Source organism: Flavobacterium zubiriense (genome assembly GCF_041729725.1).
Classification (GTDB): domain Bacteria; phylum Bacteroidota; class Bacteroidia; order Flavobacteriales; family Flavobacteriaceae; genus Flavobacterium; species Flavobacterium zubiriense.
Map to the genome: position 1 here is coordinate 47922 of NZ_JBCFQL010000001.1, position 19233 is coordinate 67154.

16 protein-coding genes and 1 riboswitch are annotated in these 19233 nt (G+C 33.2%); of the genes, 10 read left to right on the top strand and 6 right to left on the bottom strand.

The features are described 5' to 3' along the window. Window positions 1-57: 57 nt before the first annotated feature. From AAGV28_RS00215 to AAGV28_RS00225, 3 genes are all read left to right on the top strand, one after another. A complete protein-coding gene (locus AAGV28_RS00215) occupies window positions 58-2523 on the top strand; it encodes a sodium-translocating pyrophosphatase (RefSeq protein WP_373404838.1) in 2466 nt (821 codons plus the stop codon). Between the two features lie 201 nt (window positions 2524-2724). Then, window positions 2725-3198, top strand: coding sequence for a Dps family protein (locus tag AAGV28_RS00220; RefSeq protein ID WP_373404839.1), 474 nt, complete (start codon window positions 2725-2727; stop codon window positions 3196-3198). Window positions 3199-3222: 24 nt separating this feature from the next. Next, window positions 3223-3408 (top strand): CsbD family protein, encoded by a 186-nt coding sequence (locus AAGV28_RS00225; RefSeq protein ID WP_373404840.1) that lies wholly within the window; start codon window positions 3223-3225, stop codon window positions 3406-3408. Window positions 3409-3472: 64 nt separating this feature from the next. Here AAGV28_RS00225 and AAGV28_RS00230 read toward each other — a convergent pair whose 3' ends face one another. The 3 genes from AAGV28_RS00230 to metK all read right to left on the bottom strand — a co-directional run bounded on the left by AAGV28_RS00230 (window position 3473) and on the right by metK (window position 7343). Next, the gene (locus tag AAGV28_RS00230; RefSeq protein WP_373390039.1) at window positions 3473-4087 is read right to left on the bottom strand and encodes a deoxynucleoside kinase; all 615 of its coding nucleotides are present in this window, start codon (window positions 4085-4087) and stop codon (window positions 3473-3475) included. Between the two features lie 156 nt (window positions 4088-4243). Then, entirely contained in the window at window positions 4244-6001 is a 1758-nt protein-coding gene (locus tag AAGV28_RS00235; RefSeq protein WP_373404841.1) for a DUF4153 domain-containing protein, read from the bottom strand. 91 nt (window positions 6002-6092) lie between these two features. Continuing rightward, window positions 6093-7343 carry a methionine adenosyltransferase gene (gene metK, locus AAGV28_RS00240; RefSeq protein ID WP_373404842.1) on the bottom strand — a complete coding sequence of 417 codons (1251 nt, stop codon included), beginning with the start codon at window positions 7341-7343 and terminating at the stop codon, window positions 6093-6095. 479 nt (window positions 7344-7822) lie between these two features. Here metK and AAGV28_RS00245 point away from each other — a divergent pair, with 479 nt between their 5' ends. The 7 genes from AAGV28_RS00245 (at window position 7823) to AAGV28_RS00275 (ending at window position 16106) form a co-directional block, all read left to right on the top strand. Further along, a complete protein-coding gene (locus AAGV28_RS00245; protein ID WP_373404843.1) occupies window positions 7823-9097 on the top strand; it encodes an O-acetylhomoserine aminocarboxypropyltransferase/cysteine synthase family protein in 1275 nt (424 codons plus the stop codon). A gap of 642 nt (window positions 9098-9739) precedes the next feature. After that, complete coding sequence (locus tag AAGV28_RS00250) at window positions 9740-9946, top strand: hypothetical protein (protein WP_373404844.1); 207 nt, start codon at window positions 9740-9742, stop codon at window positions 9944-9946. A 172-nt stretch (window positions 9947-10118) separates the two neighbouring features. Then, a riboswitch (SAM riboswitch) is annotated at window positions 10119-10223 on the top strand. A gap of 70 nt (window positions 10224-10293) precedes the next feature. Further along, window positions 10294-11274 (top strand): alpha/beta fold hydrolase, encoded by a 981-nt coding sequence (locus AAGV28_RS00255; RefSeq protein WP_373404845.1) that lies wholly within the window; start codon window positions 10294-10296, stop codon window positions 11272-11274. A gap of 5 nt (window positions 11275-11279) precedes the next feature. After that, window positions 11280-13691 carry a bifunctional aspartate kinase/homoserine dehydrogenase I gene (gene thrA / locus AAGV28_RS00260; RefSeq protein ID WP_373404846.1) on the top strand — a complete coding sequence of 804 codons (2412 nt, stop codon included), beginning with the start codon at window positions 11280-11282 and terminating at the stop codon, window positions 13689-13691. 129 nt (window positions 13692-13820) lie between these two features. Continuing rightward, window positions 13821-14255, top strand: a complete 435-nt coding sequence (locus AAGV28_RS00265) for an OsmC family protein (RefSeq protein ID WP_035662433.1) — start codon at window positions 13821-13823, stop codon at window positions 14253-14255. Window positions 14256-14353: 98 nt separating this feature from the next. Beyond that, a complete protein-coding gene (locus AAGV28_RS00270) occupies window positions 14354-15526 on the top strand; it encodes a trans-sulfuration enzyme family protein (RefSeq protein WP_373404847.1) in 1173 nt (390 codons plus the stop codon). Between the two features lie 169 nt (window positions 15527-15695). Then, window positions 15696-16106, top strand: coding sequence for an RrF2 family transcriptional regulator (locus AAGV28_RS00275; RefSeq protein ID WP_373404848.1), 411 nt, complete (start codon window positions 15696-15698; stop codon window positions 16104-16106). A gap of 168 nt (window positions 16107-16274) precedes the next feature. Here the strand turns inward: AAGV28_RS00275 and AAGV28_RS00280 are convergent, their stop codons facing one another. From AAGV28_RS00280 to AAGV28_RS00290, 3 genes are all read right to left on the bottom strand, one after another. Continuing rightward, window positions 16275-16889, bottom strand: a complete 615-nt coding sequence (locus tag AAGV28_RS00280) for a hypothetical protein (protein ID WP_373404849.1) — start codon at window positions 16887-16889, stop codon at window positions 16275-16277. Next, entirely contained in the window at window positions 16880-18109 is a 1230-nt protein-coding gene (locus AAGV28_RS00285) for an ATP-binding protein (RefSeq protein ID WP_373404850.1), read from the bottom strand. Before AAGV28_RS00285 ends, AAGV28_RS00280 begins: the two co-directional genes overlap by 10 nt. Window positions 18110-18331: 222 nt before the next feature. Then, complete coding sequence (locus tag AAGV28_RS00290; protein ID WP_373404851.1) at window positions 18332-19114, bottom strand: sulfite exporter TauE/SafE family protein; 783 nt, start codon at window positions 19112-19114, stop codon at window positions 18332-18334. Window positions 19115-19233: the final 119 nt, after the last annotated feature.

The following is a 19233-nucleotide window of genomic DNA, read 5'->3' on the forward strand; positions in this document are numbered from 1 at the left end:
TTTTTTGTTTAAATTCGTTTGTATACTGTTGATTATTAACCTTAACCAAATGAATTTATGAACGAATTTATGATTTATTTGCCAATAGTTATGGCAATTATTGGACTGCTGTTTATGTCAATTAAAAGAACCTGGGTTCTAAAACAAGATGCTGGAGATGGTAAGATGGCAACCATATCCGAACACATTTATGAGGGAGCACTTGCTTTTCTCAAGGCGGAATACCGATTGTTAACCATCTTTGTAATTTTAGCAAGCATTGTACTGGCGGGAATTACTTTTTTGCCAGGAGTTAAAACACATTTATTAATAGTAATTGCATTTATTTTTGGCGCTTTCTTTTCGGCTTTAGCTGGAAACATGGGGATGAGAATTGCCACTAAAACCAATGTGAGGACCACACAGGCGGCTCGGACTAGTTTGCCTCAGGCACTTAAGGTTTCTTTTGGAGGAGGAACAGTCATGGGGTTAGGAGTTGCAGGATTAGCTGTACTAGGTTTGACAGGGTTTTTTATTTTCTTTTTTCAGGTTTTTATGGGAGGCGTTTGGACAGATACTGAAGGAATGACAGTTGTGCTGGAAACACTTGCAGGATTTTCTTTAGGAGCAGAGTCTATCGCTTTGTTTGCTCGTGTTGGTGGCGGAATTTATACTAAAGCTGCCGATGTAGGTGCTGATTTAGTGGGTAAAGTTGAAGCAGGCATTCCCGAAGATGATCCACGTAATCCAGCTACTATTGCTGATAATGTTGGGGATAATGTGGGTGATGTTGCTGGTATGGGTGCCGATTTATTTGGCTCTTACGTAGCAACGGTTTTGGCGGCCATGGTTTTGGGGAATTATGTAATAAAAGATATGGGCGGAAACATTCAGGATGCTTTTGGAGGAATTGGACCTATTTTATTACCAATGGCAATTGCTGGTTTCGGAATTTTATTTTCTATTATTGGAACCATGTTGGTAAAAATTTCGGATGATAATGCCAAAGAAGCTCAAGTACAAAAAGCATTAAACAAAGGAAATTGGGTTTCTATTATTTTAACGGCCGTAAGTTGTTACTTTTTAGTGCAATATATGTTGCCAGAAATGATGAAAATGGAGTTTTTTGAAGAAGGGATACAAAATATTTCTTCTATGAGAGTTTTTTATGCTACCATTATAGGTTTGATTGTGGGTGGTGCTATTTCTTCAGTAACTGAATATTATACAGGACTTGGTACAAAACCAGTGTTGGCTATTGTACAAAAATCGGCAACAGGAGCGGGAACTAACGTTATTGCAGGTTTAGCAACTGGAATGATTTCTACTTTTCCAACTGTTTTATTATTTGCAGCAGCAATTTGGTCTTCTTATGCTTTGGCTGGTTTTTACGGAGTGGCTTTAGCGGCTTCGGCAATGATGGCAACAACAGCAATGCAATTAGCTATTGATGCTTTTGGACCAATATCAGATAACGCAGGTGGAATTGCTGAAATGAGCGAATTACCAAAAGAAGTACGTACAAGAACTGATATTCTAGATTCTGTTGGAAATACTACCGCTGCAACTGGAAAAGGATTTGCAATAGCTTCAGCGGCATTGACTTCATTAGCTTTATTTGCTGCTTATGTAACTTTTACTGGAATTGATGGAATTAATATTTTTAAAGCTCCTGTATTGGCAATGTTGTTTGTGGGCGGAATGATTCCTGTCGTTTTTTCGGCTTTAGCTATGAATTCTGTTGGAAAGGCTGCGATGGATATGGTCTATGAAGTGCGTCGTCAATTCAAGGAAATTCCGGGAATTATGGAAGGAACTGGAAAACCAGAATATGGCAAATGTGTAGAGATTTCGACAAAAGCCGCTTTACGCGAAATGATGTTACCTGGGATTTTGACTATTGGTTTTCCAATTGCGATTGTGCTTTTAGGAAAATTAGTTTACGGAGATAACAATCAGTTAATTGCTGAAATGCTTGGCGGTTATATGGCTGGAGTTACGGTTTCGGGAGTGCTGTGGGCTGTTTTCCAAAACAATGCCGGAGGTGCATGGGATAATGCTAAGAAATCTTTTGAAGCTGGAGTTTTAATTAATGGAGAGATGACTTACAAAGGTTCGGATGCACACAAAGCAGCAGTTACTGGGGATACGGTAGGTGATCCTTTTAAAGATACTTCTGGACCTTCAATGAATATTTTGATTAAGCTGACTTGCTTGATAGGTTTAGTTATTGCTCCAATTTTAGGTAATGGAAGTCATACTATTGCCACAACGGCTACATGTTGTACAACAATGGGAACTTGTACTTCTATGTCAGAGGAGGAATGTATAGCCAAAGGCTGTACGAATAAAAACTGCGAGCATCATGCACATACTGGTTTAACAACTATTGATGCTATTTCTAAAGAAGTTACTATTGAGAAAATAAATGTTAATGGAAAAGTAAAAGCTACTATTACCACTACATCAAATGGAAAAGTTGATGTTCAAAGTTTTGAAGGAACAGTTGAAGAAGTTCAGGCAAAAATTGATGCTTTGAAGTAATATTTTAAAATGTAATAAGTAAAAATGCCTCGCAATTGCGAGGCATTTTTTTGTGACTATAAAAATTGATGTTCTAAAAAGCGTAAAAAAACACGATAAATTGGAATTCTATAACAATCTTAAAAAACTGTGTAAGATGATAGCTTTGTTTGTATGATATCTTTGTAAAGAACAAATATAAATAACAAAAAGCATACTATTATGGAACCAAAAATTGGAATCACAAAAAAAGAGCTGGAGTCTAGTATTAATTGTTTAACAACGGTATTAGCAAATGAAATGTTGCTTTATACAAAAACAAGAAAATTTCACTGGAATGTTTCAGGAAATAGTTTTATGGAGTTGCACAAATTGTTTGAAGCTCAATACACAGCATTGGAGCAAGAGATAGATGAAGTAGCCGAACGTATTAGTAAACTTGGCGGAAAAGCCATTGGTACAATGCAAGAGTTTATCGATCATTCTATTCTTAAGGAAAATCCCAAAGCTGTAGATCAAAAAGAAATGCTTAAAGAGCTTTTGTCAGATCATGAAGCCGTTTTAAAACAACTGAGAGATTTTATCAAGGAAGTTGAAGAAACTGACGATTATGGTACTGCTGATTTTTTAACAGGGCTACTACAAAAGCATGAAGAAAAATCGTGGATGTTGCGTCAATATATTGATCAAAAATAAATATTAATTTAAATTTTAGAAATTATGAATAGTACTGAAATCAAAGGGAATTGGAACGAAATTAAAGGAAAATTAAAACAAAAGTATGCTGATCTTACAGATGATGATTTGTTGTATGAAGAAGGAAAAGAGGACGAAATGTTCGGAAAAATTCAACAAAAAATAGGTAAGACTAAAGACGAAATTACCAAATGGTATAGTGAGTTGTAGTATACTATTTAAAAATAGTAAATTATGCAAGAAGCCGCTTCAAATTTTTGAAGCGGCTTCTTTTTTAAAATAATCCGTTTAATTCGGCATTAATTCGTTCAATAATATTTCCTAAATCTTCGGGATTGTCAACAAAATTAATTTTATCGACATCTATAATTAATAATTTTCCTTTGTTGTATGTGTGGATCCAGGCTTCGTAGCGTTCGTTCAGACGGCTCAGATAATCAATAGAAATAGAGTTTTCATATTCGCGTCCTCGTTTGTGGATTTGTCCCACTAAATTTGGAATGGAACTTCTTAAATAAATTAACAAATCAGGCGCTTTAACCGTAGACTCCATCAACTCAAAAAGACTTGAATAATTCTGAAAATCACGGTTCGTCATTAATCCCATGGCGTAAAGATTGGGCGCAAAGATATAAGCATCTTCATAAATGGTGCGGTCCTGAATTACTTTTTTTCCGCTTTCGCGAATTTGAATCACTTGACGAAAACGACTGTTCAGGAAATAGATTTGAAGGTTGAAAGACCAACGTTCCATTTGATGGTAAAAATCATCTAAATAAGGGTTGTCTACTACATCTTCATAATGCGGTTCCCATTTAAAGTGTTTGGATAGCAAAGCCGTTAATGTGGTTTTTCCTGATCCTATATTTCCTGCTACTGCTATGTGCATTACGGTGTTACGATTTTAATTTTAAATACTTCTTGAGTTGTAAAAATAGGTAAATTTTCAACTTTGGCACTCTTTTTTTTAAACTAAATTATTCTGATTGAAAAACAGATTTTTATTGAAAATTCCACTGTTTTCGGGATGTAACTTCATCTTTTTTTACTTCATTTTTAATAAAACATTTATAGAGAACCAGTTTAGAATTATTTTATCGTCTTTGTTTTCTCCGTCTAGTGATTGATAATTCAATTGAATCTCATAGTTTTTTGTGGTAACTGTTTGAGTGAGTTTTTTATGATTATCATTAAGCAATGCTTTGTTTTGTAGAATAAAATTGTTTATTTGAAGTGGTATGGTATCATTATTGATTTTTAATTCAATCCCGTAATCCTTTTTACTGTAGTTGATTGAATATTTTTTTCCGTTTACGTCTAAACAATTTTCGCAGTTTGAATTATTGTTATCGCTAATTTCGAAAGCTAAATCATATCCCTGAATTTTTTCAATATTCATTCTGTCAGGATTGTAATGACTATAATAAAAATTCTCTTTTTTATCATTTTCATTGTAGTATCTCCCGCGATAAGAATAGCCCAGGGCTTCCATGATTTGAGAATCGCCTGGAACTTTGTCTTTTTTAGTTAATAACGCTAATTTATTAGAGAAAGGAATTAATTCTTTGATACCATAATTTTTGTTAATAAAGCTTACGATGCTGCTTAAGTCTTTTTCTTCTTCAATAGTTAAAGTAGATTTTTGTCTCGTAATATAATCCTGAAAACGATTTAACTGGCTTCTTTTTGAAACTGAATCGGCACTTTGCGGACCTAAAATGGTCAACATAGCAATCAGGCACATACTAATAGGTATGAATTTTATTTGAGGTTCTTTTTTGAAAATAAAATACACCGTTAAAATAGTCAGCCAGATCGATAATACTAATACATAATAACGTTCATGTGTAAATCCATAAAGATTAATTCTGTATAAAATGGCCCAAAATAAAAGTCCGATCAAAGGAACTAATAAATAATAAAACCATTTATGAAAGGTACGCATCCATACATTCCCTTTGTCATTTGCAATAGGGTGAATTAATAATAAAGAAAGAATTCCAAAAATGGCAAAAACTAAAATCAAATTAGAAACCCATCCTACAGGTAAAGAGAATAGTGCAATAATTTTTATTTCATAGGATAATAAAATCAAGAAATAGATACTTATTAAAGGGATAAGTACAAACTGAGTGAATTTTTTTAAAGCAATCGGGTAGTTTAAGTGTAATGGTACATTGATATTGTTTGTTTCAGGAATGCCGGAAAGGAAAAACACGGTATTGAAAATTCCAAAAATCACGAAAAATAAATCAAGGTAAATTTCATTGTAATAATCGACATTAAATAAATGATGAGTGGCTAATAAAGCAAATGAAAGTCCAGCATAGATAACAATGCTGTACAAAGTTGAAGTTAAGATTCTAAGGAAAAGTTGCTTGTTAAATTCCCAAAAAGTGCCTTCGTCATATTTTTTATTAATAAATGCTGCAAAAGATACCAGTAAATGTAATGCTAAATTAAGTGATAGAAATTGATAGGTTTCAAACTCCTTGATACGCTCGGAGAATTGAAATATAAACACAAAAATTAAAGCACCTGAAATGAAACTACTGATAAATCGGATATAAGAATTTTTTTTATCATTTAAAGAATACAAAGTAATTGATAAGAACAATACAAGGCACAACGAGCATCCCATAATGATTTTCGTAAACAACTCTTCTGTATCTCGATTGGTTTCATTAGTAACATAAATTGCGCAAATGGTACCTGTAATGGTAATAAGGATTTCGAGTGGAAATCGTAAAAAGGTACGCTGTGTTTCTTGGATTATTTTTTGAAAAGAAGGAAATGAAGCCATAAGGTGTTTTTTTTACTAAGTAACAAAAAATAATCCTACAAAAAAAAGGCTGTCTAAAAGACAGCCTTTACTATAATGGTAATAATTGATGTTATAATCCGAATGCTGTTTTGATTTGGTCAACATAATCTAATTTTTCCCAAGTAAACAATTCAACCGTTACTGTTTTTTCTTCACCTCCTGGAGCCGAAAAAGTTTTTGTAACCACTTCAGGAGTACGTCCCATGTGTCCGTAAGCCGCTGTTTCGCTGTAAATAGGATTTCTTAATTTTAAACGTTGTTCGATGAAATACGGACGCATATCAAAAATAGCCTCTACTTTCTTAGCGATTTCTCCATTGGTTAAATTCACTTTTGAAGTTCCGTAAGTATCAATAAAAATACCCATTGGTTGAGCAACACCAATAGCATAAGAAACTTGAACTAAAATCTCGTCTGCTACACCAGCAGCAACTAGGTTTTTAGCAATATGACGTGTGGCATAAGCAGCACTTCTATCTACTTTGCTTGGGTCTTTTCCAGAAAATGCACCACCACCGTGAGCTCCTTTTCCACCGTAAGTATCTACAATAATTTTTCTACCAGTAAGTCCAGTATCACCGTGAGGTCCACCGATTACAAATTTCCCTGTTGGGTTAATATGGTAGTTAATTTTATTGTTGAATAAATGGGCGTGAGTTGGATTCTTAGCAATGATTCTTGGAATCAAAATTTCGATAATGTCTTTTTTGATTTTTGCAAGCATTACTGCTTCTTCTTCAAAATCATCATGTTGTGTAGAAATTACAATGGCGTCAATACGTATAGGTGTGTTGTCATCACTGTATTCTAAAGTCACCTGAGATTTTGCATCTGGTCGTAAATAAGTAATTTCATTATTTTCACGTCTTAATGCCGCTAATTCTTTTAAAAGTTTGTGAGACAAATCAAGAGCTAAAGGCATGTAGTTTTCGGTTTCGTTAGTTGCATAACCAAACATCATTCCTTGATCACCAGCACCTTGTTCTTCCGGATTTTTTCTGTCAACTCCTTGATTAATATCTGCTGATTGTTCGTGAATGGCTGAAAGAATTCCACAAGAATTTGCTTCAAACATGTATTCACTTTTAGTGTATCCAATTTTTTTGATTACATCACGAGCAATTTGTTGAACATCTAAATAAGTATTCGATTTTACTTCTCCAGCTAAAATAACCTGACCAGTAGTTACTAAGGTCTCACAAGCTACTTTTGAATCCGCATCAAAAGCTAGAAAATTATCAATTAATGCGTCTGAAATTTGATCCGCAATTTTGTCTGGATGTCCTTCGCTCACAGATTCTGACGTAAATAAATAGGCCATAATATATAATTTTTAAATATTAAGCGAGGAAAAAAATAATTGCAAAAAGGACTAAAGGAGAGTTTCTGCTTTAGCATTTTTTTCTACTGAAAATTTTTCAGCACTCACAATGAATTCGTTTCATTATGAAGAGGTTGCAATCAGTTCAAATTTTTCCTCTTGTATTTTGAGGTGCAAAGGTATGAAACCATTTTTGAAATGTAAATTAATCTCAGCTAATTTTTTTAAAGAAAAAAAGCTTGATTCAAAAGTGTTAATTTATTTTAAAAAATTTGGAATTTAAAAAATTACTTACGTAAATTTGATTCGAAAATTTTTTTATAAAAAAATGAAAGCAGATAAAGTGATAATGTGTAACAAGAAACAGGGTATGATCTGCGGGTACACTATTGCTTAAACTTAAATATAAATTTAGCATAGCCTCCCGAGAAATTGGGAGGTTTTTTTTTGGAAATAATTAATCATAAACAAATATAGACATGAGTACATTAAAATTTGAAACTAACGCGCTACATGCAGGGCATGACGTAACAAAACATGCTGGAACCAGAGCTGTTCCTATTTACCAAACATCTTCTTATGTGTTCAATAATTCAGAACATGCGGCTAATTTATTTGGTCTTGCTGAGCCAGGTTATATTTATACCCGATTAAACAATCCAACTAATGATATTTTAGAACAGCGTTTAGCAGCTTTAGAAGGAGGGATTGCAGCCGTAGTTACTGCTTCGGGAACAGCTGCAATTTTTACAGCTTTGTTAGCTATACTTAAAACAGGAGATCATATTGTGGCTTCTAGCAGTTTGTACGGAGGGACGTTCAATTTGTTTAATTCAACTTTACCTCGATTAGGGATTACAACTACTTTTGTTGACCCTACCGATGCGGCTAATTTTACCAGTGCGGCTACTGCCAATACAAAATTGTTTTTTGTGGAAAGTTTAGGGAATCCAAAATTAGATGTTTTAGATTTGAAAGCAATTTCGGTTGAAGCGAAAGCTTTAAAAGTACCTCTAGTGGTTGATAATACAGTTGCTTCCCCAGCTTTGTTACGCCCAATAGAACATGGGGCTAATATTGTGATTCATTCTTTGACAAAGTATATTGCTGGAAACGGAACTTCGTTAGGTGGTGCTATTGTTGATGCGGGAACATTTGACTGGAGTAGTGGTCGTTTTCCTGAATTTACAGAACCAAATGCGGGTTATCATGGCTTAGTTTACCACGAAGCTTTGGGAGCTGCAGCATTTATTGCAAAAGTTAGAATTGAAGGATTACGTGATTACGGAGCGGCTTTGAGTCCGTTTAACGCATTTCAGATTATTCAGGGCTTAGAAACTTTGTCTGTTCGTATTCAAAGACACAGTGAAAATGCTTTGGAATTAGCACAATGGTTGGAATCTCAAGATCAGGTGGCTTGGGTAAATTATCCAGGATTGAAATCAAGTAAATATTATGATTTAGCACAGGAATATTTGCCAAAAGGACAAAGCGGATTGTTGACTTTTGGACTAAAAGGTGGTTTTGATGCAGCTAAAAAAGTAGCCGACGAAACCAAACTGTTTTCGTTGCTGGCTAATATTGGTGATACAAAATCGTTGGTTATTCATCCTGCGAGTACAACACACCAACAATTATCAGAAGAACAACAATTGGCTTCAGGTGTATCAAAAGATTTAATTCGATTGTCAGTTGGACTTGAAGATATCAACGATTTGAAAGCCGATTTGAAAGCGGTTTTTGACGTCTTATAATAACATTAATTTAAAACAGAATTAATGTTTAATTGTGTTTTCAGCTATATCTTTGAAGTATCAAATCAGAAGAGTGGAATGGAGTTAATTTTTTAATTATCTTGGCAAAAAAGCTCTTGTTTGATTTGTTTTTTAGATTAGAATTTAAATTTAATGTTAAAAAACACAATGAACTGTTAATTAGTGTTTTTAGCTTTAATTTTTTTGAAAAAATAACGAGTGATAAAGAAAAATTTATATCTTTGTGACTCTAAATAAAAAAAAGAAATGAATTTTATTATTTGTAAAAAATCGATGGTACAAACTAAGGAAATCCGCAGGAGTGCGATAGCTTAATTTTTTATTCAAATAAGACTAAAATATAGCAAAAGCCTCCTGATACATCAGGAGGCTTTTTTGTTAAAACAAATAATAAAAAAAACAAACAGAAAAATGATTATTATTAATATTAAGAAAAATAAACAATTTACAGTCTCTATGCTATGTGCAAAGACTATAGTCTGTTGATACCCAAAAGAATCGTTTATATAGTATAAACCCTTTTGGTACACAAACCAAAAGGGTTTTTTTATTTAGAAAGAAAAAATAAAAATAAAACAAATAACAAATAAGAATAAGTCGAATTAATTAAATTTAAACACCATGAACACAAGAAGATTGATTACAAGAGCATTAGACTTTATAAGAGATATAAGGGCTAATAACGGTACAGAGAAAGAGAATAGGGAAGAGTTGACAAATAATAGATTTGGTATCAACGCAGATGTGGATCTTAAAGATCAAAAGAAAGCATCTGATTCATTAACGTTTTTGATGTATTCTAAAGAAAATGAAACACTGTTTATCTAAATATAGTTTTGTAAATATAGGTTTCAAACGCAGGTGATTTCTGGATTTTGTGTTCAGTGATGACTTGCGTTTGTTTATTATATACTTGTTGGTTTAAAACTAAATCAGCAAAATTTGTTTGTTTGAAAAAATAGTAGTTACTTTGTGCCTTTAAGTTCATAAACGTATTGAAATGTTATAAAGAAAGCTCGAGGGAATAGACCCATTGAAAGCTTAGCAACCCTTTGCAAACGAAGAAGGTGCTACATTCTATCCGCTATAGCGGAAAAGATAACAACAATAAAGCTTTACTTCTTCTAGCTTTCTTTCTAATATTTCCATCATCAATCCTATTTAAAGATTTGAAATTGGAAAAGAATCCCAATCCCATTATAATACAAAATTTCACTACCGAAAGTGGTGTACATTATCCTGTTATCAATTTAAGTTATCAACTTTTTGGTTTAACGTTGCATACAGCTCCTATTGTTTTAGTTAATCATGCGTTGACCGGAAACTCTCAGGTTATTGGTGCAACTGGATGGTGGAATGATTTAATTGGAGATAACAAAACTATTGACACTAATAAATACAGTATTTTAGCCTTTAATATTCCAGGAAACGGATATGACGGTACTGTTGTAGAAAACTATTTTGATTTTACTGCCAGAGACGTTGCAAAACTATTTATTGCGGGAGTAAAACAACTTAAAATTCGACAACTATATGCTATTATCGGCGGATCAGTAGGCGGAGGAATTGCATGGGAAATGATTGCCTTGGAACCAAAATTAGCTTTAAACGTAATTCCTATTGCAACCGATTGGAAATCGACCGATTGGTTGATTGCGAATTGTTTTTTGCAAGAGCAAATTTTGAAAAATTCCTGTAATCCAATTGAAGATGCAAGAATTCATGCGATGCTGTGTTACAGAACTCCGGAATCTTTCAAATTAAAATTTGACCGAACCATTAATGAAGAATTAGCTATATTTAATATCGAAAGTTGGTTGCTTCACCACGGTAAAAAATTACAAAAACGCTTTCAGTTGGCTTCTTATAAAATGATGAATCAATTGCTTAAAACAATTGATGTAACCAGAAATAGCGATTCGTTTGAGGTATTTGCTTCTAAAATTGAAGCCTCGATTCACATCATTGGTATAAATTCAGATTTGTTTTTTACCGCAAAAGAAAATAAAGATACTTTTCAAGAATTAAAAAAGCATAATGTGAATGTTTTTTATAAAGAAATAGAATCCATCCATGGACACGATGCTTTCTTGATGGAGTACGAACAATTAAACAACTTACTTGCTCCTATTTTTAGTTGCAATACAAAAATATAATTGAGATGAAAATATTAAAATTTGGAGGAAAATCTTTGTCGAATGGTGAAGGAATCAATAAAGTTGTTTCTATAGTAGCTGATAAAGTAAACAATGGAGAAGAAATTGCTATTGTGGTTTCGGCACGTGGAAAAGCAACCGATGAATTAGAAGAAATTCTTAGCGTAGCCGCTAAAAATGCAGATTACAAAACCTTACTTGAAGAATTTAAGAAATACCAGCAAGATATTTATTCGACAGTAGATTTATCTGAAGAATTCTCTATTTTGGATAAATTATTCGAAGGAGTAAGCTTAATTGGCGATTATAGTGCTAAAATTAAAGATCAAATTCTTTCTGTTGGAGAGCTGCTTTCAGCAAAATTATTGACAGCAATTTTAATCGATAAAGGGATTAATGCCCAATTTGCTGATTCCAGGATTTTCCTAAAAACGGATTCCAAATTTGGTGATGCACAACCGCTAGAGCAAATTTCGAAGAAAAACGTCATTCAGTATTTTAAAGAAAATGGCGCTTCCGTTAATGTTGTAACCGGTTTTATTGGTTCTAATACTAATAATGTAACCACTACTTTAGGTCGAAACGGAAGTAATTATACAGCTTCTTTATTAGCAAATTATCTAAATGCTGAGGAACTTCAGAATTACACGCATGTGGATGGAATTTATACTGCCAACCCAGATTTAGTTGCTGATGCTAAGAAAATTGACCATTTGACTTTTACCGAAGCGAACGAGTTGGCTAATTTTGGAGCAACTATTTTGCATGCTAAAACGATTATTCCTTTGTTAGAAAAAAATATTCCATTACGAATATTGAATACTTTTAATCATGAAAACGAAGGGACTTTAATAACTTCAACTTCAACAACAGGAGGAATTAAAACGCTTTCGGTTTTAGAAAATTTAGCTTTAGTAAATCTTGAAGGTAGAGGTTTATTAGGAAAAACGGGAGTAGATGCCCGTATTTTTAAAGTAATGGGTGATAATGATATTAGTGTAAGTATCATTTCTCAGGGTTCTTCTGAAAGAGGAATTGGTTTAGTTGTTGCCGAATCTCAGGCTACAAAAGCCATGATTGAATTAGAAAAAGAATTCGAAAATGATTTCTATTCTAAAGACGTTAATAAAATTTCGGTGACTGATGATGTTGCGGTAATTTCGATTATTGGACAAGATTTGAGTACGTTTCATAAGCCCTATACGGCTTTGATTCGCAACAAAATTGTGCCTATTTTGTTCAACAACACCGTGACAGGAAAAAATGTGAGTTTGGTATTTAAAAAATCCGAATTGAATAAGGCATTAAATGTTATTCACGGAGAGATTTTTGGAGTGGCTAAAAAAATCAACATTGCTGTTTTCGGTCATGGATTAGTAGGCGGAACGTTGATTAATCAAATTTTAGAATCGGCGATTGCTATCGAGAAAAGAAAAGATATTAAATTGAATGTTTTTGCAATTGCAAATTCTAAAAGCGTTTTACTGAATAAAGATGGAGTAACACCAAATTGGATTAATGAAATTCAGACTAACGGTTTCTCTTATACTATTGATGATATTATTGCTTACGCAAATGAGCATCATTTAGAAAATTTAATTGCGGTAGATAATACGGCAAGTACTGCATTTGTTGAAAATTATATCTCTTTGGTTGAAAATGGGTTCGATTTGATTTCTTCGAATAAAGTGGCTAATACATTGAGTTATGGTTTCTATAAAGAATTGAGAAAAGTATTGACTGACAACCAAAAGAGTTATTTGTACGAAACGAATGTTGGTGCAGGTTTACCATTAATTGATACTATCAAATTATTACATCTTTCGGGAGAGAATATTACCAAGATTAAAGGTGTTTTCTCAGGAACGTTGAGTTATTTATTCAACAATTTTTCGGCAAAAGATGTTCCTTTTAGTGATATCTTGAAAGAAGCAATTGATAACGGATATACCGAGCCAGACCCAAGAGAAGATTTAGGTGGAAATGACGTAGGTAGAAAATTATTGATTTTAGCGAGAGAATTGGATTTGCAAAATGAGTTTGAAGAAATTGCAATTCAGAATCTAATTCCGGAGCATTTGCGTGAAGGAAACGTTACCGATTTCTTGAATAAATTGAAAGAATTCGATCCAATTTATGACAAAATAAAAAGCGAACAAGAACCAAATCATGTGTTGCGATACATTGGTGAATTATCAGGCGATTTACAAAATGACAAAGGGAATCTAGAAGTAAAATTAGTTTCAGTACCTTCGGATACGGCTTTAGGCGGATTAAAAGGTTCGGATTCTTTCTTCGAAATTTACACTGAATCTTACGGAGACAGACCAATTGTAATTCAAGGAGCAGGAGCAGGATCTGCAGTAACAGCGAGAGGAGTTTTTGGGGATATTTTGAGATTATCGGATAAAGGATAGTTTTTAGTATTAGTGTTCAGTTTTTTAGTGTTCAGACACAAAAATAAAATTAGTTAATAATTTAAAAAAGGCAAACCTCCAGCCTTAACTCCCTCTTCGCCGCGGCGAAAGGGTTGGGGAGGGGAAAAAATGAAAATAACATTAGACAGAGTAAACGAAAACTTTCACTTTCAATTAAAAAATGAAAGAGGACATATTGTAAATGTAGATGCACGTCCAGATTTTGGAGGAAATGATATGGGACCAAGCCCAATGGAATTAGTCTTGATGGGTGTTGCAGGTTGCAGCGGAATTGATATGATTTCGATTCTAAAAAAACAACGTCAGGAGATAACTTCATTCAAAGCTGAGGTTGAAGGAGAGCGTGTACAAGTAGGTGAAGCAAAACCTTTTAAAGATATTCATGTGGTTTTTTCTTTGGAAGGAAATATTAAAGAAGACAAAGCGGCTAAAGCAGCACAATTGTCTTTCGAAAAATATTGCTCGGTTTCTAAAACAGTAGAACCTACAGCTACCATTCACTATAAAGTGATTTTGAATGGAGTAGAATTAGCGAAAATTTAATAATAGAAATATTTTTGCTTAATTAACAATTAATAACAATTCTCCAGTTTCGGCTCCCTCTCCTTTGGAGAGGGTCGGGGAGAGGAAAACAATAAAAAATGGACGAACAAGAATTTGGTTTTGAAACCCAAGCGATACGTACACACATAGATAGAACACATTATCAAGAACATTCAACACCTTTGTTTTTGTCTTCAAGCTTTGTTTTTGAAGACGCTGAGGACATGAGAGCTTCTTTTACGGAAGAAAAAGAACGTAATATTTACAGCCGTTTTTCTAATCCTAACACGACTGAATTTGTAGATAAAGTTTGTGTTATGGAAGGTGCTGAGGCAGGTTATGCTTTTGCAACTGGAATGGCTGCGATTTATTCTTCTTTTGCTGCTTTGTTGAGTTCGGGTGATCATATTGTATCCGCTGGAAGTGTTTTTGGTTCGACTCATGCGTTGTTTATGACTTATTTCCCAAAATGGAATATCACAACTTCGTATTTTGATATCAATCAACCAGAAACGATTGAGAGTTTTATCAAACCAAATACTAAAATATTATATGCTGAAACGCCTACAAATCCAGGAGTTGACGTAGTTGATTTAGAATTATTAGGTCAAATTGCTAAAAAACACAATTTGATTTTGATAATTGATAACTGTTTTGCAACGCCGTATATTCAGCAGCCAATTAAATTTGGAGCACACATTGTTATTCATTCGGCTACAAAATTGATGGATGGACAAGGGCGTGTTTTAGGTGGAGTAGCGGTTGGTCAAGCGGATTTGATTCGTCAAATTTATCTTTTTTCACGAAATACAGGTCCAGCAATGTCACCATTCAATGCTTGGGTGTTGTCTAAGAGTATAGAGACTTTAGCTCTTCGTGTAGAAAGACATTGTGAAAATGCAATGAAAGTAGCAGAGTTTTTAGAAAATCATCCTAATGTAAATAGTGTGAAATATCCTTTCTTGAAATCCCATCCTAAATATGAGATTGCTAAAAAACAAATGCTTTTAGGAGGTAATATCATCGCTTTTGAAATCAAAGGAGGTATTGACGCTGGTAGAGCATTTTTGGATAAAATAAAATTATGTTCGCTTTCAGCCAATATTGGAGACGCTAAAACTATTGTGACACATCCTGCTTCAACTACTCACAGTAAATTGTCTGTTGAGGAAAAATTAGCGGTAGGAATTAGCGAAGGTTTGGTACGCGTTTCTGTTGGTTTAGAAACGGTAAAAGATGTAATTGCGGATTTAGAGCAAGCGCTTTCTTAAGGATTTCAGATTGTAGATTAACGATTTTTGATTGCAAATTTTATGGTATATCAAGAATCGTTTTTTATGATTATTAGTTCAAAAAACATATTTTTGTTTGCATCCAAAGATTAATACGGTGTTAAATCAGTAATCGTTAATCTTCAATCAAAAATCTAATATCTTTAAAATGCTTTCAAAGAAAACAAAATACGGAATAAAAGCTTTGACTTTTTTGGCTCGCCAGGAAGATCAAACTCCTGTGGCTATTGCTGATATTGCGAAGTCTGAGAATATTTCGATTAAGTTTCTGGAAAGTATTTTGCTGCTTTTGCGACACTCTGGATTTCTAGGTGCCAAAAAAGGAAAAGGCGGCGGTTATTATTTAATCAAAGACCCCAAGGATATTAATATGGCAAAGGTGTATCGCATTCTCGAAGGGCCTATTGCTTTGTTGCCCTGTGCGAGTCATAATTTTTATGAACCTTGTGATGATTGTACCGATGAATCTCTATGCGCTGTACGCAAATTGATGATGGAAGTGCGAGATAATACCTTGATGATTTTAGAAAACAATACCTTGGCTGATATTGCTTTTTAAGAACTTTTGATAACTCGAACGAAAATCCTTTTTTTGATAGTCGGATATTATGAGAGTGTTTGGAAGATAATTATCGTCTTTAGCCACACAAACCCTGTAATTTTTATCAGATAATAAAAAAAAACAGTTCATTGTTTTTGACGCAATGAATTGTTTTTTAATTTTATTTTAATCTATAGTAAAACTAGTTTGGATCTTTAACTCGACACCTATTTTATCTTTTAAAATTTTCTTTTGTACCATCTCTGATTGATGGGTACGAAAGAATGACTTATTTGAAACAATTGGCTCAATAATTATATCGGAAAGGTCTGGATGGTGCTCTTTAAAACTTAAGATGGTTTCTTCAAACTTTCTTCTTGCATCAATCAGCCAATCTCTTTTTGGACGATTTTTAATTTCAAAAAACAATATCCACTCATCATCTTTATATAAAAAACCTTCACACCTTTTTATTATTCCTCTATCAATTGTATTTACATTGTCGGAAGAAAATTCATTAATATTGCTATTGTCATCGTTAACATCATATGTTCCAGTCCTAAAAATATCCACACAAAAGTCAATTGCTTTATATTTTACTTCAATGCCTTTTGGATTTTCAATCGTAAAATCCCATTGATTTTCGTTACCTACCAAAACAATTGCAGGGATGCGTATATTTGCATTTGCATCACTTATCCCAAACCGATCATCAGAAAAAGGGAGATTACATTGAATAGATTGGGTTTGACAGTTACCAACTTGATTATTACAAGGCGCTGAAAAGAAGTTTATTGGCATAATTCGTCTTCAATATCTAATAGGTTAGAAAAAAGTTCATTTGACTCTGCAAGAACATCGTTCAAATAGTTTTTGTCTGAAGGAAGTCCTTTGTAAGTTTCCAGTTTAGTAATTGTACCATTTGTTTCTTCCAATTGATATACAACTAAATTATTTCCATGAAGCGTAGAATTTAATGGGACGATTTCCTCTAGTCTATTTTTTAATTCAGTAGATGATTTTTTAACTTTATCTTTTAATTTATCTGCTTCAACAGCCAATGCTAGATAATTTATCAAATACGGGCTATGCGTAGTCATTATCAACATATTACTTCCGTTGTTGTATGCTAACAGACTATTCAGTAACAACCTTTGTGAACTTGGAAATAAATTCTGTTCAGGTTCTTCAACAATATTGACAAAGTATCTACTGACATATTTTTCATTTATTCTTTTTTCTTTTGTCCGTATTGTTTTTTCATCAAGCCCTAACTTGTTCAACTCCTTTAATTCATTATTTCTACGAATAGTTTGATCTGTGCTTAATGATTCCAATAATTTCTTTTCTCCTTGCTTTACAAATTCAATCAAATATTTAGTTACCCAGTATAATGGTACTATTGAGTGAAAGCCACTTGACGCATCAGAAAGTTTTAATCGCTTACCCCCATCAAATTCGAGATAGTTTTCATCTTCCTTTGGATCATAAACAACTTTAGTGTCGTTTATAGGCAATTCAATTGGTTTTCCTTTGTGCGAAATTTGAGCATTACGAAATTCAACAGAATAATTTTTTAAACTTCCCACAATCAGGTCAGAAACCTTATTGATATTAGTAATTGAACTTAGAAAATTCCGTTCTGCAGGAACATACATAATTTTAGGTTGCTTGACGGATTTACTTTTTAGTTTTATTGCATTAACTGCGTTTTCGGCAAAAACAATATGGTACGAAACGCCCTTATATTCAATCTTTGTATCAGCAAATAAATAATTTTCTATTCTATGAAATTCAATAAGTTCTATAAAGTAATTATAGGAAATATAATTAGCTTTAACATCGCCTCGCACCAATGCTTTTTCTAACCATATAAATGAAGAAATTAACTTTGCCAGAGTACTTTTTCCTGAGCCTTGATTCCCAATAAATACTGTCACTTTGTTTACCTCAAACCAACCATCATTATCTTGATAGCCATCTTTAATCGGTCCAAAATTCTTAATTTTTAATTTAATCATTGTTCAAAAGGTAAGTTAAGCAAATTTACATAATTTATAAATCAAAAACTAAGAACAATCATCAATGTTATTTACAAAGACCTTTTGAGGCTATTTAAAATTTTACGAAATATTTTTTTATAATGACATCCAAATTTGTGGTAAATAAGCGCTACAACCTTGCAGACTTTTAGTCTGTCAAACCAAATCTATTTTAAGTCCATAGTGGTTTAGTTTATTGTTTTAGAAAATCAATTTGTATCCTGCAAAAAATAACATGATGGCTATGGCGTTTCTTAAATACAAGTCAGGAATTTTTCCACTTAACATACTTCCTACGAAAATCCCTGGAAGAGACCCCATTAATAATTGTCCTAATAGCATATAATCTAGATTTCCCATTGAGGCATGTCCTAATCCAGCAACCAATGTTAAAGGAACAGCATGAGCAATTTCGGTACCCACAAGTTTAGGTGTTGGTAAAAGCGGATAAAGGAAAAATAGAGTGACTGTGCCTAAAGCTCCAGCTCCTATTGATGTTAATGTTACAGTTGCTCCAAGCATAATTCCGATAGCTATTGTGAGTACATTTTGAGTTTTACTTTCACGATGGAATTTATCTCCTGCGTGCTTTTTAGAAAATGCAGCAATTTTTGTTTTGAATAAAATGGCAATGGAAGTAAAAAGTAATGCCCATCCTAAACTGTATTTTATAACAGCATTTATAGTTGTAATATCTGTTTTTATATTGTCAAGAATCCATAAGGTTAATAGAGCAGCAGGAATGCTTCCTAATGAAAGCCAGCCTGTAATTTTCCAATTGATATTCTTTTTTTTATTATGGACAAATACCCCAGCCATTTTAGTGTAAGCGGCATACAATAAGTCAGTTCCAACGGCTGTAGTTGGGGGAATACCAAACCATAATAAGATGGGAGTCATTAAAGAGCCTCCTCCTACACCTGTTAATCCTACTATAAAACCTACTGCTAATCCTGCAATAACTAATCCTATTTGAAATTCCATAATATCATTTTTTGGCAAAAATACAATTATTTTATAATAATCCTATAGGCAAGGTAGAGTTTAAGATAAATATTTTAAAAATTAGAGTTATATTTGCCGAAGATTTCCATTTAGCTTTA